At 33.7% G+C, this 13,752-nt stretch carries 11 protein-coding genes; 1 reads left to right on the top strand and 10 read right to left on the bottom strand.

Features of this window, described 5'->3' with window-relative positions; translation table 11 throughout:
* Window positions 1-131 precede the first annotated feature (131 nt).
* Window positions 132-1,508: a vWA domain-containing protein gene (locus tag ACP6PK_RS06765; protein ID WP_426558869.1), complete on the bottom strand. Its 1,377-nt coding sequence runs from the start codon at window positions 1,506-1,508 to the stop codon at window positions 132-134.
* 204 nt (window positions 1,509-1,712) lie between these two features.
* Complete coding sequence (locus ACP6PK_RS06770; RefSeq protein WP_426558871.1) at window positions 1,713-2,831, bottom strand: hypothetical protein; 1,119 nt, start codon at window positions 2,829-2,831, stop codon at window positions 1,713-1,715.
* Between the two features lie 434 nt (window positions 2,832-3,265).
* Here ACP6PK_RS06770 and ACP6PK_RS06775 point away from each other — a divergent pair, with 434 nt between their 5' ends.
* The gene (locus tag ACP6PK_RS06775) at window positions 3,266-3,664 is read left to right on the top strand and encodes a metal-dependent hydrolase (protein WP_426558873.1); all 399 of its coding nucleotides are present in this window, start codon (window positions 3,266-3,268) and stop codon (window positions 3,662-3,664) included.
* 325 nt (window positions 3,665-3,989) lie between these two features.
* On the opposite strand, the gene ACP6PK_RS06780 is transcribed toward ACP6PK_RS06775, so the two are convergent.
* The 8 genes from ACP6PK_RS06780 to ACP6PK_RS06815 form a co-directional block, all read right to left on the bottom strand.
* A complete protein-coding gene (locus ACP6PK_RS06780) occupies window positions 3,990-6,134 on the bottom strand; it encodes a hypothetical protein (protein ID WP_426558875.1) in 2,145 nt (714 codons plus the stop codon).
* Window positions 6,135-6,926: 792 nt separating this feature from the next.
* The gene (locus ACP6PK_RS06785; protein ID WP_426558877.1) at window positions 6,927-7,826 is read right to left on the bottom strand and encodes a hypothetical protein; all 900 of its coding nucleotides are present in this window, start codon (window positions 7,824-7,826) and stop codon (window positions 6,927-6,929) included.
* A gap of 285 nt (window positions 7,827-8,111) precedes the next feature.
* Complete coding sequence (locus ACP6PK_RS06790; protein ID WP_426558879.1) at window positions 8,112-8,909, bottom strand: hypothetical protein; 798 nt, start codon at window positions 8,907-8,909, stop codon at window positions 8,112-8,114.
* Window positions 8,910-9,834: 925 nt separating this feature from the next.
* Window positions 9,835-10,578: a hypothetical protein gene (locus ACP6PK_RS06795; protein WP_426558881.1), complete on the bottom strand. Its 744-nt coding sequence runs from the start codon at window positions 10,576-10,578 to the stop codon at window positions 9,835-9,837.
* A gap of 390 nt (window positions 10,579-10,968) precedes the next feature.
* Window positions 10,969-11,442, bottom strand: a complete 474-nt coding sequence (locus ACP6PK_RS06800) for a hypothetical protein (protein WP_210407396.1) — start codon at window positions 11,440-11,442, stop codon at window positions 10,969-10,971.
* A gap of 277 nt (window positions 11,443-11,719) precedes the next feature.
* A complete protein-coding gene (locus ACP6PK_RS06805) occupies window positions 11,720-12,967 on the bottom strand; it encodes an urease accessory protein UreH domain-containing protein (RefSeq protein ID WP_426558883.1) in 1,248 nt (415 codons plus the stop codon).
* A gap of 99 nt (window positions 12,968-13,066) precedes the next feature.
* Window positions 13,067-13,324, bottom strand: a complete 258-nt coding sequence (locus ACP6PK_RS06810) for a hypothetical protein (RefSeq protein ID WP_426558885.1) — start codon at window positions 13,322-13,324, stop codon at window positions 13,067-13,069.
* Between the two features lie 250 nt (window positions 13,325-13,574).
* Window positions 13,575-13,715, bottom strand: coding sequence for a hypothetical protein (locus ACP6PK_RS06815; RefSeq protein WP_426558887.1), 141 nt, complete (start codon window positions 13,713-13,715; stop codon window positions 13,575-13,577).
* Window positions 13,716-13,752: the final 37 nt, after the last annotated feature.

The following is a 13,752-nucleotide window of genomic DNA, read 5'->3' on the forward strand; positions in this document are numbered from 1 at the left end:
TAGCAATTCCCAAGAAGCGTGAGGTACAAAATTCTAGGTTTTAGGGAACACTTAAGTGGGAATAGGGAATAGGGAATAGAAAAGAAATTAAAGAGCTTGTGTACCTCATAAGCTTGAGAAACGCTATACTTTTATTGATACTCTCGTTTAATTGATTTTGCCCATAATAAAAATGGTATTACACCACCTCCTAATAATGCTGCTAATGTGAATAAAAAAATGATAATTCTAGTCAGACGAGGTAGGGAGCGCGACACCCAAGGAAAGACATAAGGTTCCAATTCAGAATCTACTAAATTATTAGGTAATTTGAAACTAACTTGCACGTTATGTAATGAACCACGGTCAGGATTTATTGGTTGAATATAATTAATTTGATACTCATCAAATAAAGCCTCTAAAAATTCTGTCAAACTGGTAGAAATATTTTCAGCATTTCCAGAAAATTCAGCAATACCTCTAGTTACTCCTGCTATTTGTTGGAGTCGTTTTTGGTCAACAAATTCTTCGGCAGTAAGTTCGCTTAATCTCTCCGACTCATTACTTTTTTTTCTGCCTCTTTTACTAATATCTCTAATCATTGGAGGTTGCTTCAAATTATATTTTTGCTGCAACTGTTCGGGAGTCAAACCATAACCTAAAGTATGTACAGTAATATTAGGATAACTTTTTAGAATAAACATCATTTTTTCAAAGTCTTGTGCTTCTAATTCTGGTTCATTTTCTCTCTCTCCATAAATACTATGATAGCCATCAGAAAGTAAAATTATTGAACGTCTTGGCTGAGGTAAATTAGAATTTGCTGGTAGATTAAAACGAGTATCTTCAGGATTACCAAAAAATTGTACTGTCTGACGCAAAGGTTCATAAATATCCGTCGCTGCACAAAGATTATCTAGTTGACTCTCTAATTTTTTCAGAGTTTGTTCGACTTTTTTCTTACCAGCTAAAACAAAATTATCTAGTTCTTTTTTCGTTACTTTATTTCCCGGACAATTTTGACCTCCTTTGCCAAAAGGAACGATAGAAATTTTGGTATTTTCCCCCTTTTTCGCTAAATCTTGATTGAACTTTCTAATAGCAGCGATCGCTCCTTCTAATTTAGTTTTTCCCCCACTACTATCTAATTGTTTCATACTGCCACTAAAGTCTAATAAAACAATTACCCAACCAGGAGGTAATTCTTCGGGTTGAGGAATTTTTAAATTAATATCTGCCTGATTTAAAGTTTGACATTCTCTCGTGTTGGAGTCTGCTTTCGGCGGACAAACTGTTAAGTTAAAGTCATTTTTTAGCAGTTCTCTTACTGGTTTATTATTTTGGTCGTAGACTTTCACGCGGAGCGTAACTTCTCCTTCATTCCGGTCAGGAATAGCTTCAATAATTTCCAGATTTTTGACTAGAGCGAAACTCGGATTAATGTAGAAACTTACTATTAATAAAGATAGACTAAGCTTGCGGGTCCAAGAAGCGATTATAGTAGACAAATCTGAATAATTTTTTACCATTATAGACACCAGATAATTAATAGTTAATAATTAATAATTAAGAGTTTATATTTAATAATTATAACAATCAGGAATAAGATATGAGAAAAAACTGTACGGGTTTGGTCTCCAAACAACATCTGAGCTAGGGTTTGGAGACCAAACCCCTACGATAAATAATTACAAATTCTCACAAATCACATAAGATGCCTACCTTATTATAGACTAACCTTGCGGGTCCAAGAAGCGATTATAGTAGACAAATCTGAATAATTTTTTACCATTATAGACACCATTTTCGGCATGAAATGTAATTAAGTCGTTATGTTTAAGTTTAATTGGTGTACTTTCCTTCAAGCGATCGCCTTGATATTCTATTCTATTGAAAAATTTGAGATTAGGTACTAGAATTGTTTGGCTAGGTGCTAGGTCTAAGTCAGCAATATGCAATGGTAAACCAGGAATACAAATATTTACGCCAAATTGTTGACTACCTAAAATTTTTAACTGAGCTGAACCTATTTTAACTTTGCCTCTGGCAGGTAATTGAATGGATAATCCTTCTTCAATTTTGTCGGCAAATTCATTACTCACAAATTTGAGTCTGGGTAATAATTCTTTCTGAACATGAGGATAATTATTAGGTGTTTTATTTTGACTAATATTGATATCTTCAGTATATTCAAAACCAGCTCCAGCTCTGAGAGCAACTAGATGACTAGGAGAGGTAGAAAAACTCAATACTAAACCTAATAAACCTCCCAATAAAGAAAACCCTATTGTATCTTCCCAAGCTTTTAAAGTTATAGGCATTCCTCCCATTTTTTGTCGTATCCATTCAAAGATAATAGCCGCAATTAAAGCAGTCAAAATACTGGTACTTAAACTAATAGTAAGTCGTTGCCAAAAACGCTGTTTATCTCCTGCTTCTATACTGCGCCAGCGCCAAGTCAAACCTTCGGCTAAACCCACTGCTCCACCAATTAATATCCAGCCGACTATTCTGACAAATTCATCGGGTATAGTTAAGACTTGATCTCGTAATTGTGGATTGAGTAATATTTGTACTAATCCTCCAGAATTAATGCCAATTAAAAATCCTAATCCAGCAGCAATACTTAGGGGTATTATACCTCTGCTGAAGTTGCGTTTAAATCGGGTAGGATTACTTAAAAATATATCTGTCGCTACGATGCCAACTGCAAGGGAAATTGCAATGCAAGGAAATAATGCTAGTTCGGGAAATTTTTGTAACCAGCCTAAATCGCTGAGGATAAATTGCCCTATACTCCAACCGATTAATGCGGATGTAATTCCTGACAGAATATATAGATATATTCTCATAATTTATGGTTAATTTTGATTTTGATAGAGTCAGAATTAGTAGTTCATTAATGGATAATGCATAATGAATAATTACCTCTTTAAGAATTGATAATGAACAATGGATAATTATTTTTGTTTTCGGCTGTCGCCGACATGGAAAGCGGAGCATTCCGTCAGGAAATGCGGAGCATGACAAAGGTCAAGCTTTGCGGAACGCTTTCTGCAATTATCAATTATTAATTATTAATTATTAGGACAGGCTTTCAACCTCTGGGAATTAATTATCAATTATCAATTATCCATTGGTAATTAGGAAGTATACAAATTTTTGAAATAGTTTGCATTTTAAATAGTATAGCCCTATGGGCAAGTCAAAAGTCAAAAGTAATCTCTAACTGAGTTTTCGGTGTCCAAATACTCCGCAAATAAGATTTAGCAATGTCCTAACGTATTTGCCTAGCTGGATTTCCGTACTAATCTCTGTCGCCCTAGCATCAGTAATTTGGGTCAAGGGAGTAGTTTGCGGATATGTTTCGGGAATAGTTGGGGATATGTTTACAAAGGCTGGAGTTAATTTTTTCTTCCCTGCTAAAGTGTCGGTAATTGTATTTATAAACCCTGCATTAAGATTCAAAACTGGGAGTATTTCAGAGTTAATATTATTAGGCTTGATCTTCTTAGCAAGTGTAGGGATTTTTAATTTACATAGTCAGGGAGATTTAATTAGGATTTATGAACAAGCAGTTGGTAAACAATCATCAGCAGTTGCTGACTACAATGACTACTCTAATAAATATTTAATCATGGCTAAAGTAGAGGGGTTTAGGGCAAGCGATCGCCAAACAGTATAGGGTCTTAAAAGTAGATGGTTCTGTATTTACACTTCAAGATGCTGAAGGGTATATTTATAGAGTTGGTAGTGGTTGGAATGTAGAGATTTTTATTGAAAAAATTAGAGTGAATAAAGCAGCAAAAGCATCAGCATAAACAAAGATAGTTACCTTGAAAGATGAGCAAATATTAGAGAAATTAAATTCTCTACAGACAATTGTTAATTATTAATTAGTAATTATTAAATACTCTGTAGGGACGTTGCATGGAACGTCTCTACCTCCGATCTAAAATAAACGAATTTTGTACCTCACTCAGAGATGGGAATTGCTATAATTATGATTTTTATTCACAACGTTGAGGTCGTGTTTGTAAATTAATTTTCAACAAATCCGCCAGATCACACTTCAATTTATCTGCCGTTTTTTTATCTGGTTCTATATAGCCAAAACCATCACTAAAAAACTTTTTCTGATAAGAATAAATCGCTGCTATCCATTGTTTTTTAGCTTCGATATATTTAACTAAATCGCCCAGATACTCATCTTCTATGACCTCATAATACTGAAGTTTTACATCATTTTCTAGGATTTTATTAATTGCTTGAACAATCTTTAAACGTACCTGTTCTGTTGTAACTGACGTAGAATTTTGAGCTAATATTTCTTCCTCCAGTTTTCGGACAATTTCTTGAATTACACTCCTAGTAGTCGCAAATTTTTCTAGTGCTTTTTCCATTTTTTCTATAGGAATTTCACTCATAGTAGTTGTTTCCACATCAGTTAATATTTCTTCTGAAGTAAGGGGATATTCTAGAGTTTCCCTTTCAGTAATATTTCCACTATTAAATTTGCCTACCTTGTATCCCAAAGCAAAAAATAAGCCATGAGAAATTATAACCAGAGTAGTTACTGCTACTGGTCGTCCGTACTTTCTAAATAATAGAGTAATATAGTCAGAAAAATCTAATTCCTTTTCAACAGTTAAACCAAAAATAATTGTTTCATAACTAGACTTTAATTTCGGAAACCCTGTGGTGAAAATTTCTTTTGGTACTTTTCCATTACTAACTTGGTAAAAATAAGCAGCCAATTCATAATCAGGTAGTTGAGAAAATAAATCGGCAAAAGGTTGATAATAATTGCAGGTATAACGACGAGACTTTAACCAGGAAATTAACTTTTTCCAAATTGCACTTCCATAGAGTAATTCATTTTTTTCTTGACTCAGAGTTTTGTTTAATAAACTATTTCCTAAATATTCTAAATCATGTCTAACTTGTTGTTTTATTTGACTAGAATATCCTGACCATAAACTGCTTTTAGTTTTTAACATCCAACAAAAGGCAGGAACAGATATTTTTTTCCCTAATATCTGATAGAAGGCGTGATTTGCTCCTGCTACAATTAATGGTTCTAATAAATTTTGATAATTTCTCAGTTGTGATTGTAATTGTAGGGAAATTTTTTGCTTTTCATTTTCCTTCTTTCCATCTCCACTAATACTTAACCAATGTAGATATTCTGGTAAAGTTTCAGGAATAAAAATTGCTCTTAAAGTTAATAACCTAACCATCTGAGCATTAGCATTTCCTTGTTTTACCGCATTACTCGCTCCTAAATTATCAAATAAATTGTTTAAATATTCTGATGTTACTTGACTATCCTGTAATTTTAAAATTAAATTTTCTATCCATTCTTGCTTAATTTGAGAACCACTAATTAATCCTTTAATTGCCGTTTCTATAGCAGCTTCATCTATATGTGTTGAGATATTCGTGGGGGAATTTTCCATCATTTTTGTCTGTATTTCTGTCAGAATTTCTGCTACTTCCACATTACCCGGATGAATAATTATAAATTGTTCTGGTCGTTCAACAGCTTCGACATTATAAACCCATGATATAGGTTGACTATTAGCTTTGAATTCAGCCATTTTATTAATAATTTGTAAGTCAGATAATTCACTAGGAATTATTACAGGCAAAGTTTGAGTATTCAGCCAATTTTGCCAATCTATAGGTAAATTTATTTCTGGTTTCCTAGTAACTTGATGTTGGTTTGGTTTTCCAATATCTTTAGTTTCAGATGGATTAAATATTGGGTTAACTCCCTTTTGCTGCTGAGTATTTATCCAATCTAATATTTGCCAAATATTATCTTTTCCAACACATAAAAAATAACGATAAAAAGAAGTCGAGCGCCCATATTCATCTTGCCCAGATGTTACTACAGCAACTACCGAATAATCTGGTTCTCCACTACTCATACTCAACACAACCCGCCCCACAAAAGTAGGTTTTTTACTATTACGGTCTTTGCCTACTTCAAAACCTTTATTAGCAATTACTCTTCCTATAGAATGGGGAACTTGAGGTAAAGTTAAATTCATATATTCCCCTACTTTAAATCCTCTGGAAATCCATTTACCATCGGGTAATATTTCAGGAACTATACCTGTGCTGAACTCGTGAATTTCAATATTTTCCATTTCCTAATACTAATTCACTTAAATACTGATAAATAAAAATAATCGGTAGGGGTTTGGTGACCAAACCCTTCCACTAATATCAAATATGTTTGGGAGATGGGGAGATGGGGAGATGGGGAGATGGGGAGATGGGGGAATGGGAAGATTGAATATTGAAGTATAGATATAATTACAAACATATATTATATAAGGAGAAAAATTAACAGTAAAATTATTACCCATTGCCTATTTCCTATCTACTTATTCTTCACTCTTCCTTTTTCCATCTTCCATCTTCCATCTTCATTTTTCCCTTTTCCCTTTTCCCTTTTCCATCTTCCATCTTCCCTCTTCCTTCTTTCTTCTTTCACTAATCTTTATCTAACTCTAAATTCCACTATGTTTCAGAGATGGGGAGATGGAGGGGATAGAATATTGAAGTATAGATATAATTGCAAACATATATTATATAAGGATAAAAATTAATAGTAAAATTATTACCCATTGCCTATTTCCTATTCCCTATTTAACTAAAAACCAGGGTTTAAAGCCTCTCCTTTAAAGTTTAAAGGAGAAAAAGCGGTCGTTTGCGGAGCAGTCCGTAGGATGGGATGGCGTTTCGCTACGCGACATGAAAAGCGTTCGCGGCTCTGCAAGAGCGGGTTTCCTTTCCCTCCGGGACGCTACGCGAACGCCATATCCAATCGACCAAGAGAAGAAAAAAATTTGCCTTTTAAACAATTCTCTTATTTTCAAGAAGAGGTAATTATTAATTATTAATTGTTAATTATTAATTATTGAATCCTTCTTTCACTAATATTTATCTAACTCGAAATTCCGCTCACCTGTACAAATCCAATATATGGGAGAAAGTAAACCAAAAGGTCGCCATCTTTTCGAGTCTTCCAATACAGATGCTACCCCACCACGACCGCGATAAATTTGCTGAGAATTGGGTTTAAAATATTTATTTCCAGTCACACCAAAAGCAGAAGTTGTAAAATATTCCACATTTCCCATTCCCAAATCTTGCCAAGATTCTAATCTTTTAAAAATAATAGGAAACCGTGCTTCTACCAAAAATTTTGGTCTGTGTCTATTTCCCCATAAATCTGCTAATTCACACTTAGTTAATACTAAAGCAATTCGTCGTTTTTGACCCAAAATATCCCGCCCTGCTAATGCTACTAAAAGTTTATCAACTCCTCTGGCATATTCTAAATCTTTCCGATGAGTTGTACCGTCAATCATTAACATAATTCCTGTAGCCGGAAAACAATCATTTAAGTAGTCTCGGAGTAACTGACAATCTGTTTCTTGAAGTACATCACTGAAAAATTCTCCCGAATAATCTTTGCAGTTAATATCTAAGTTTAAAACAGTATTTGATAGGCTAAAATTATCTGATTTTTTTAGAACAATTCTCAAACTATAATCCTTAACTTCCAACACATCATTAGCTAAACGAGTTGGTTCAATTTGTAACCCTTTTTCTATCACATTTTGCGCCTGCTTAATTAAATATTCTCCATCTTTATTTGCTGAGATAACTAACTCAACCGGACTAGAAAAATATACATTTGGCCACCTAGCTAAAGCAGCCATATAAGTAGTTTTGCCAGCAGCACGATCGCCTATTACTCGCAAAACTCCAGAGTGATTTTCTTCTTTTAAATTCTGATTAATTCTTGGTTTGAATATAGATTTTAACATTACTCGTCACTGATAACTGAAATTTCTTTGCTAATGGATAATTTTTATAATGGATAATGATGAAACTTTTAAACTTTTAGTAACAAGCAAACTTTAGGAACGTAAAAAGTATTCAATTTAGTACAAAAGTCAGCAATTAAATAATTATCCATTAGAAATTATCCATTATCCATTAGACTTCTCCAAAAATGAAAAATCAAATTAATTATTATCAATAAATTATCAATTACTCCCCCCCTGTTCCCTGTTCCCTGTTCCCTGTTCCCTCTTTTATGGAAATATCTATTAATGAACTAACCAATACAAAGGAGAAACAATTCCATGAGGTTTCCATTTCAAAGGTTCCCGCAAAATAGAGTGGGGACTGCCTAATTCATCTGTACGATTTGGGCGGGGGTCATTTCGATGTAAAACACCAAAAGTAGATATAGCATAAAACCGTAAATTTTGTTGAGGAATACGCCTTTTTAAAATATTTGTTGTTCTGGGTAAATGAACTTTAAATATATCTAATTCTGGGTCAAGACGACCAGGCCAAATTTCTCCTCTTTCACATTTACTCATTGCTATAGCTAGGCGTAAATCTTGAGTGCGATCGCTTTCATCTATTAAGTCAATAAATCTTTCCATTACGTTACTATAAAATATGTCACTTCCTGGCTCCCATTTATGAAGTAAAATTAGACAACCAAGATTATCTTTAATCAGACATTCATCAAGAAATTCTTGATGTAAAGGATTAGAAATTCCACCTTGTAATTCATTAAAAATTTCCCCTGGATAATCTCGAACTACCAAGTTAATTTCTTCTGGTTTTCGTTGCCACCAATGTTTGATTTCTATGTGAAAAGAATACAGAGGTAAATCGTAGAAACTTTTAATTCTAATTCCATCAATAATAGTAGGTTCTAAAGAAGCACCATTCAGAATAATAGTTTCAGCTTTACTAGCCAAATTTTTAGCATCATTAGTAATAGCTGTAATTTGAAAATTGGGATTAGTTTTTTCAGGCCAATAAGCCAATCCTGCCAAATAAGTTGTTTTGCCTGCACCAGTGGGTCCAATAATACAAATATTCCCCATTTTTTTTGATTAAATCTCTAAATTTTTAGCTGTTTAAACTATAACAGAGGCAACAGGGAATATAAAACTTAAACCCTGCTGAGATTATTTAAAATTTACTTTTGACTTCTTATAAGTAGGTAAGCATAAATAAATGCAACAAGTGTAGGGTGGCTTTAATAGACTAAATCGGAAATATCAAGGCTTTTTTATAACCCGCCCCTACAATTTTTGTTTAATTAGGGCTTGCTGAAAAAGTCTTATGTGTGAGGGAAGAATCAGGAGTCAGGAGTCAGGAGGAATGGGGATTTTAGAGGTGGTAGGAACAAGAATTATCCCTTGATTTTTCTACCTCGCTTCAACCCAAAATCCTAACTTTTTGCAGCTCCCTAGAACAAAAACTTTGTACTTTTTCCAGACCTGAAAAGGTTGAAAAATTTACAGATAAAGGCTTTTATCTTTAATCAGCAAACCCTAATTAGACGTATTTACTTATCATGTTCCAACAATCAGTTATAAATAATATCAAGCGTGATAAATGTTTATTACAAATGGTAGAAACAAGGAAGAGGGAAGAAGGAAGAAGGAAGAAGGAATAAATATTTAATAAAAGAGGTAAAATGATAGATATAGCTGTCTATAATAAATTTCAGCAGCTATTTTTAACTATCTCCGATCAAGATGCACTTTTTGTAGCATTCTTTTTTCAAAATGGTATAAAATCTTCTTATAGGGGTGGAACTTTTCATGGAACTTTCCCACTATAGCTATAAGCATTCAGCACTCAGCTTGATTCAAAAGTTTACAGGTAATATATTTGAAGTTTTATAACTATAAAACAAATATATTGATGATTTATAATTATTATGTTCTTGCATTTTTTAGTCTAAAATTTCAAAATGTTTATCTTCTATATTCCCTATTTTATACTTCATTATTTATTCTATCAGACTAAATAACTTGCCAAATATATCCAAGGTAATTCTAATAAACTACGGTGATAAATACTGGTAATAAAACATCGCACAGACAAACCATAACGACTTCTATTTATTTGTTCTAACTCTGATTTTACTGGTTTAAAATAACTATTAACAACATAATTATGACGTTGTAGCCAATTCATACGAGAGCCATGAGGCAAATAATTCAACTTAGCAATTTCCTGCTCAATTTCACAATTAATTAAATCTGCTTTATTCAAACAAATTACAATCCGTCGTGCTTGAGGACAATCATAAATAAAAAACTCAGCCCAACGATTAAATCTATTACACCATTGTTGCTGGGTAATATAATTTTCTGATTCAATATGAGACTGTAAAATTTCTCTATAGGGAGGAACAATTAAAAAAATTCCCTCACTTTTACTCACTATTTCTTTAAAGTATTGCCATTCATTAATATGTTCAGACTGCCACGACCTACGAAATAATTCTCCTGGAGAATCTATCCAATCTACAGGAATTTTCCTAATACCAATAGGCAACCTAACTTCCACATTTAAAGAACATTTTTCAATAGTTTTAGTGGGTTTAGTTGTACCATCTAAATTAAGCAAATTTGCCTGGAGATTTTGATAGTTTTGATTGATTAGAGAAACTTGAACATAGTTTCCTTGGGGGTTAGCCAATTCTAATGCTAAATGAGTTTTTCCCACGGCGCGATCGCCTATATAAACTACTCCCATTTCTTTCAGTTATTAGTTATTAGTTATTAAGTTCCTAGGCAAAATAAATTACCATTATTTATTCCCAAATATAGCAATCCTATTTAAGTTGTAATATTTTGGTGGTGGTTAGTAGTCAGAAGTCAGGAGTCAGAATTTTCAAGGTTTTCAGTTCAGATTAACTATTATAAAAATTGTCACAACCAATTTAGGATTGCTATAACAGGGAATATATGGTTTTCAGCTTGAAAGTATGTATAATTAATTCTCCATAACTACTTAGTACCTCCAGCTAAAGTCAGAGCTTTGAAAAAAGGTCTAAAGCCTCCCCTTTAAAGGGGATAAAAAAAAGAAAATTCAGTGTTTCAAGCCTCCCTATTCCATTGAGGTACTGATAACTGATAACTGAAATTATCCACCAGTAACAGTCACAGAATAATTAAATTTAAAAGGTTTAAAACTTGTTCCATCTTTGGCACTCCCAATAATTTCTAAATCATAAACACCTGCTTTGGGAAAAATAATTTCTGCTCCTGGTATATCTCGATATTGTTCAGTATTAATCCCTTTTAATTCTGGATTCATTATTGGTTGACTGTCAGAATTACGGGGTTCAGCATAAACATTTAACTGACAATTACATTGACTAAAAGGAATACTTTTACCACCCTTACGAGTCAGAGCAAACCAAGCTAAAGAAGATTTACCTACCTTGGGATTGTGATTAGGTGTAATGTGAAATGTACAAGCTACGTCTTCAGATACTTCTACATTATGAGCGTAAGTAGGAATTAATTTATTTGGCAGTTTATGATTAATTATTTCTGCTTTTGCAACAACAGAAAATGCCAAAGTGAACAATAAAATTTTAAGACTAATTTTCATTATTTTGTACTCATAAAAAATTTGCTTTAGGGAGGTTTTATCCAACGTTCCTACTGGACTAAAATACAATAGTAGGGGCGGGTTTTAGTAGAAAATTTAATGCTTACCCTAGGATTTATATAAACCCGCCCTAATACATAAAATTAGCTGTGTCAGTCCAAAATGATGTCTACAACATGATTGGTGGCGGGTTTATCTGATTTTAGGTAAAAACTCGTTAATTTAATGGGGAAACTAGCCCCTACTATTGTACCATTTTAGATGTGTCACGCTACTACTATTTATTAATTTTATCACTAACTTGTTCCAGTGGTGGAGCATAATATTTATACAAAGAAAATAAAGACCAAAAACGACGCGATCGCACAACCAAGACAACTAATATTATCATCCCCAAAACAACAGTTCGTAACTGATTTTCTAGACTCCATTCTAAGGAACCCAAATAATGAGAACCCATTGCCACTGCATGAACTCCAGATAATACAAATGCTGGTACGCTCAATAAATGTAACCTTCGCCACCACTGACCGAAATATTTCACTGCTCCATCAAAACTGGTAAACGCCAATGGTAACATTAATCCCAGACTTACAACACCAGTCCATATTGCTAACTGATGTTGAGGCAACATGAAGGAAACCGCTTGAATATTCCAATTTAAACTGTGGTCTAACATTCGCCCTGTATGCGCCATTGACAACACAAACGCTCCCACACCTAAAGCACGACGATAACGTAGAGGTTGACTCCAAAACCGACTTATCGGACGCGCTACCAAAGCTAAAATCAAACAAAATATTGCACCATGACCAGTATAGTCAACCATATCACCATTTCGCATGACTACCATGATGCCAACGAAAATACTCACCCAACCTGCCATTTGAAATAGTTGACTGCGTTTATCTGCACTCAAAAAAGATGTCAACATTCCTACTCCTAACATTGAGGGTAATGTTCCTAAACCAAAGGCGAACATACTCGCTCCACCTAACCAAATATTGCTTGTTTCTGCTGCTTTTATTTGCGCAGCATACAGAAAACCACATGGCATCAAACCCCAAACTAATCCTAGTAGTGCAGGAGTCCACCATTTGTTTTCCATGGAAAGGTTGACCATGACTGCACTTAAGCGGTTATGGAGATTGCTTTTTTTCAAAGGGTGGAATATTGGTAAATTTGGTAATAGTTGTGGTTGCACTTTTGCCAGACCAAACCAGATTAGCATTAAACCTGTAATTATTGCTAACCACCGTCGTAGATCGCTGTCAATACCTGCTAAATGACCGCTTGCCACTAATACAGAACCTAGCGCCCCAATACCTGCACCTGTAAGGGTATAGCTACAGAGACGACCAAAGTTAAGTAGGGTATGAAATTGAAATTGATGCCATTTTTTAGAGGAAACTGGAGATTTTGCCGACAGAGAAAAACTTGCAGTCAGAGGTCCGCACATTCCAACACAGTGACCGAAACTGCCAAAAAATCCTAAAGTTGTTAATAATAATAGTTCTAATAGCACGTTATTTATCGGAGATAATATTAAAGTCAATTGAAGAGCTGATAGCTAATAACTGATAGCTACTTTTGAGAAAGTAAAAAAAAATTGAAAAGCTGATAGCTAATAGCTGATAGCTGACTGCTGTTTTAGTTGCTTTTTTGTCAAGGATAGATCGCCTATTCCGCTTTCCAAACAACCAACAAATTCTTGAGCTATTTCTAAAATTGAAATTACTTCTTCCTCTTGATCCGAAAGGTGGTGTTTTTGCCCTTTAAATTGTAAAAATTCCAGAAAATCTAAAACCTCCTGCTGTTGTTTAGGAGTTAAATTTTTCCGACTTTCTAAAATAGTTTTTTCTTCAGTAATTGCTTGAGTCATTTGTTAGTTTCCCTACGAAGTTTAATAAATTTATTTCCATCTTATACATATTTTTAATCTGACACATCGTCCGTAGATTGAGCATCTACAAATCCTCTAATGCAACTAACGGACTGGTATCTAAAATTACGTTTGATTTCATTTAACTTAAGGTCGATCAAGATACTTTGTTATTATCAGATAAATCTCCAATACCACTATCAACACAACCCACCCATTGTTTAGCTACTTCCTAAGCAGATATTGTTTTTTATTCAGGTGGGAAAGTTTCTACTTTTTGGTTTTTACTCGGCAAAAATTCCAGAAAATATAACACCTCCTGCTGTTGTTTAGGAGTTGATTTTTTCAGACTTTCTAAAATAGTTTTTTCTTCAGTAATTGCTTGAGTCATTTGTTAGTTTCCCTACGAAGTTTAATAAATTTATTTC

It is taken from the genome of Dapis hubbardiae BLCC-M172, assembly GCF_050016015.1.
Classification (GTDB): domain Bacteria; phylum Cyanobacteriota; class Cyanobacteriia; order Cyanobacteriales; family Microcoleaceae; genus Trichodesmium.

Coding starts and splice junctions, on each gene's coding strand:
- ACP6PK_RS06810 (WP_426558885.1), bottom strand. CDS start 13,324: ATGACTCAAGCAATTACTGAAGAAAAAACTATTTTAGAAAGTCGGAAA.
- ACP6PK_RS06790 (WP_426558879.1), bottom strand. CDS start 8,909: ATGGGGAATATTTGTATTATTGGACCCACTGGTGCAGGCAAAACAACT.
- ACP6PK_RS06780 (WP_426558875.1), bottom strand. CDS start 6,134: ATGGAAAATATTGAAATTCACGAGTTCAGCACAGGTATAGTTCCTGAA.
- ACP6PK_RS06800 (WP_210407396.1), bottom strand. CDS start 11,442: ATGAAAATTAGTCTTAAAATTTTATTGTTCACTTTGGCATTTTCTGTT.
- ACP6PK_RS06765 (WP_426558869.1), bottom strand. CDS start 1,508: ATGGTAAAAAATTATTCAGATTTGTCTACTATAATCGCTTCTTGGACC.
- ACP6PK_RS06815 (WP_426558887.1), bottom strand. CDS start 13,715: ATGACTCAAGCAATTACTGAAGAAAAAACTATTTTAGAAAGTCTGAAA.
- ACP6PK_RS06795 (WP_426558881.1), bottom strand. CDS start 10,578: ATGGGAGTAGTTTATATAGGCGATCGCGCCGTGGGAAAAACTCATTTA.
- ACP6PK_RS06785 (WP_426558877.1), bottom strand. CDS start 7,826: ATGTTAAAATCTATATTCAAACCAAGAATTAATCAGAATTTAAAAGAA.
- ACP6PK_RS06770 (WP_426558871.1), bottom strand. CDS start 2,831: ATGAGAATATATCTATATATTCTGTCAGGAATTACATCCGCATTAATC.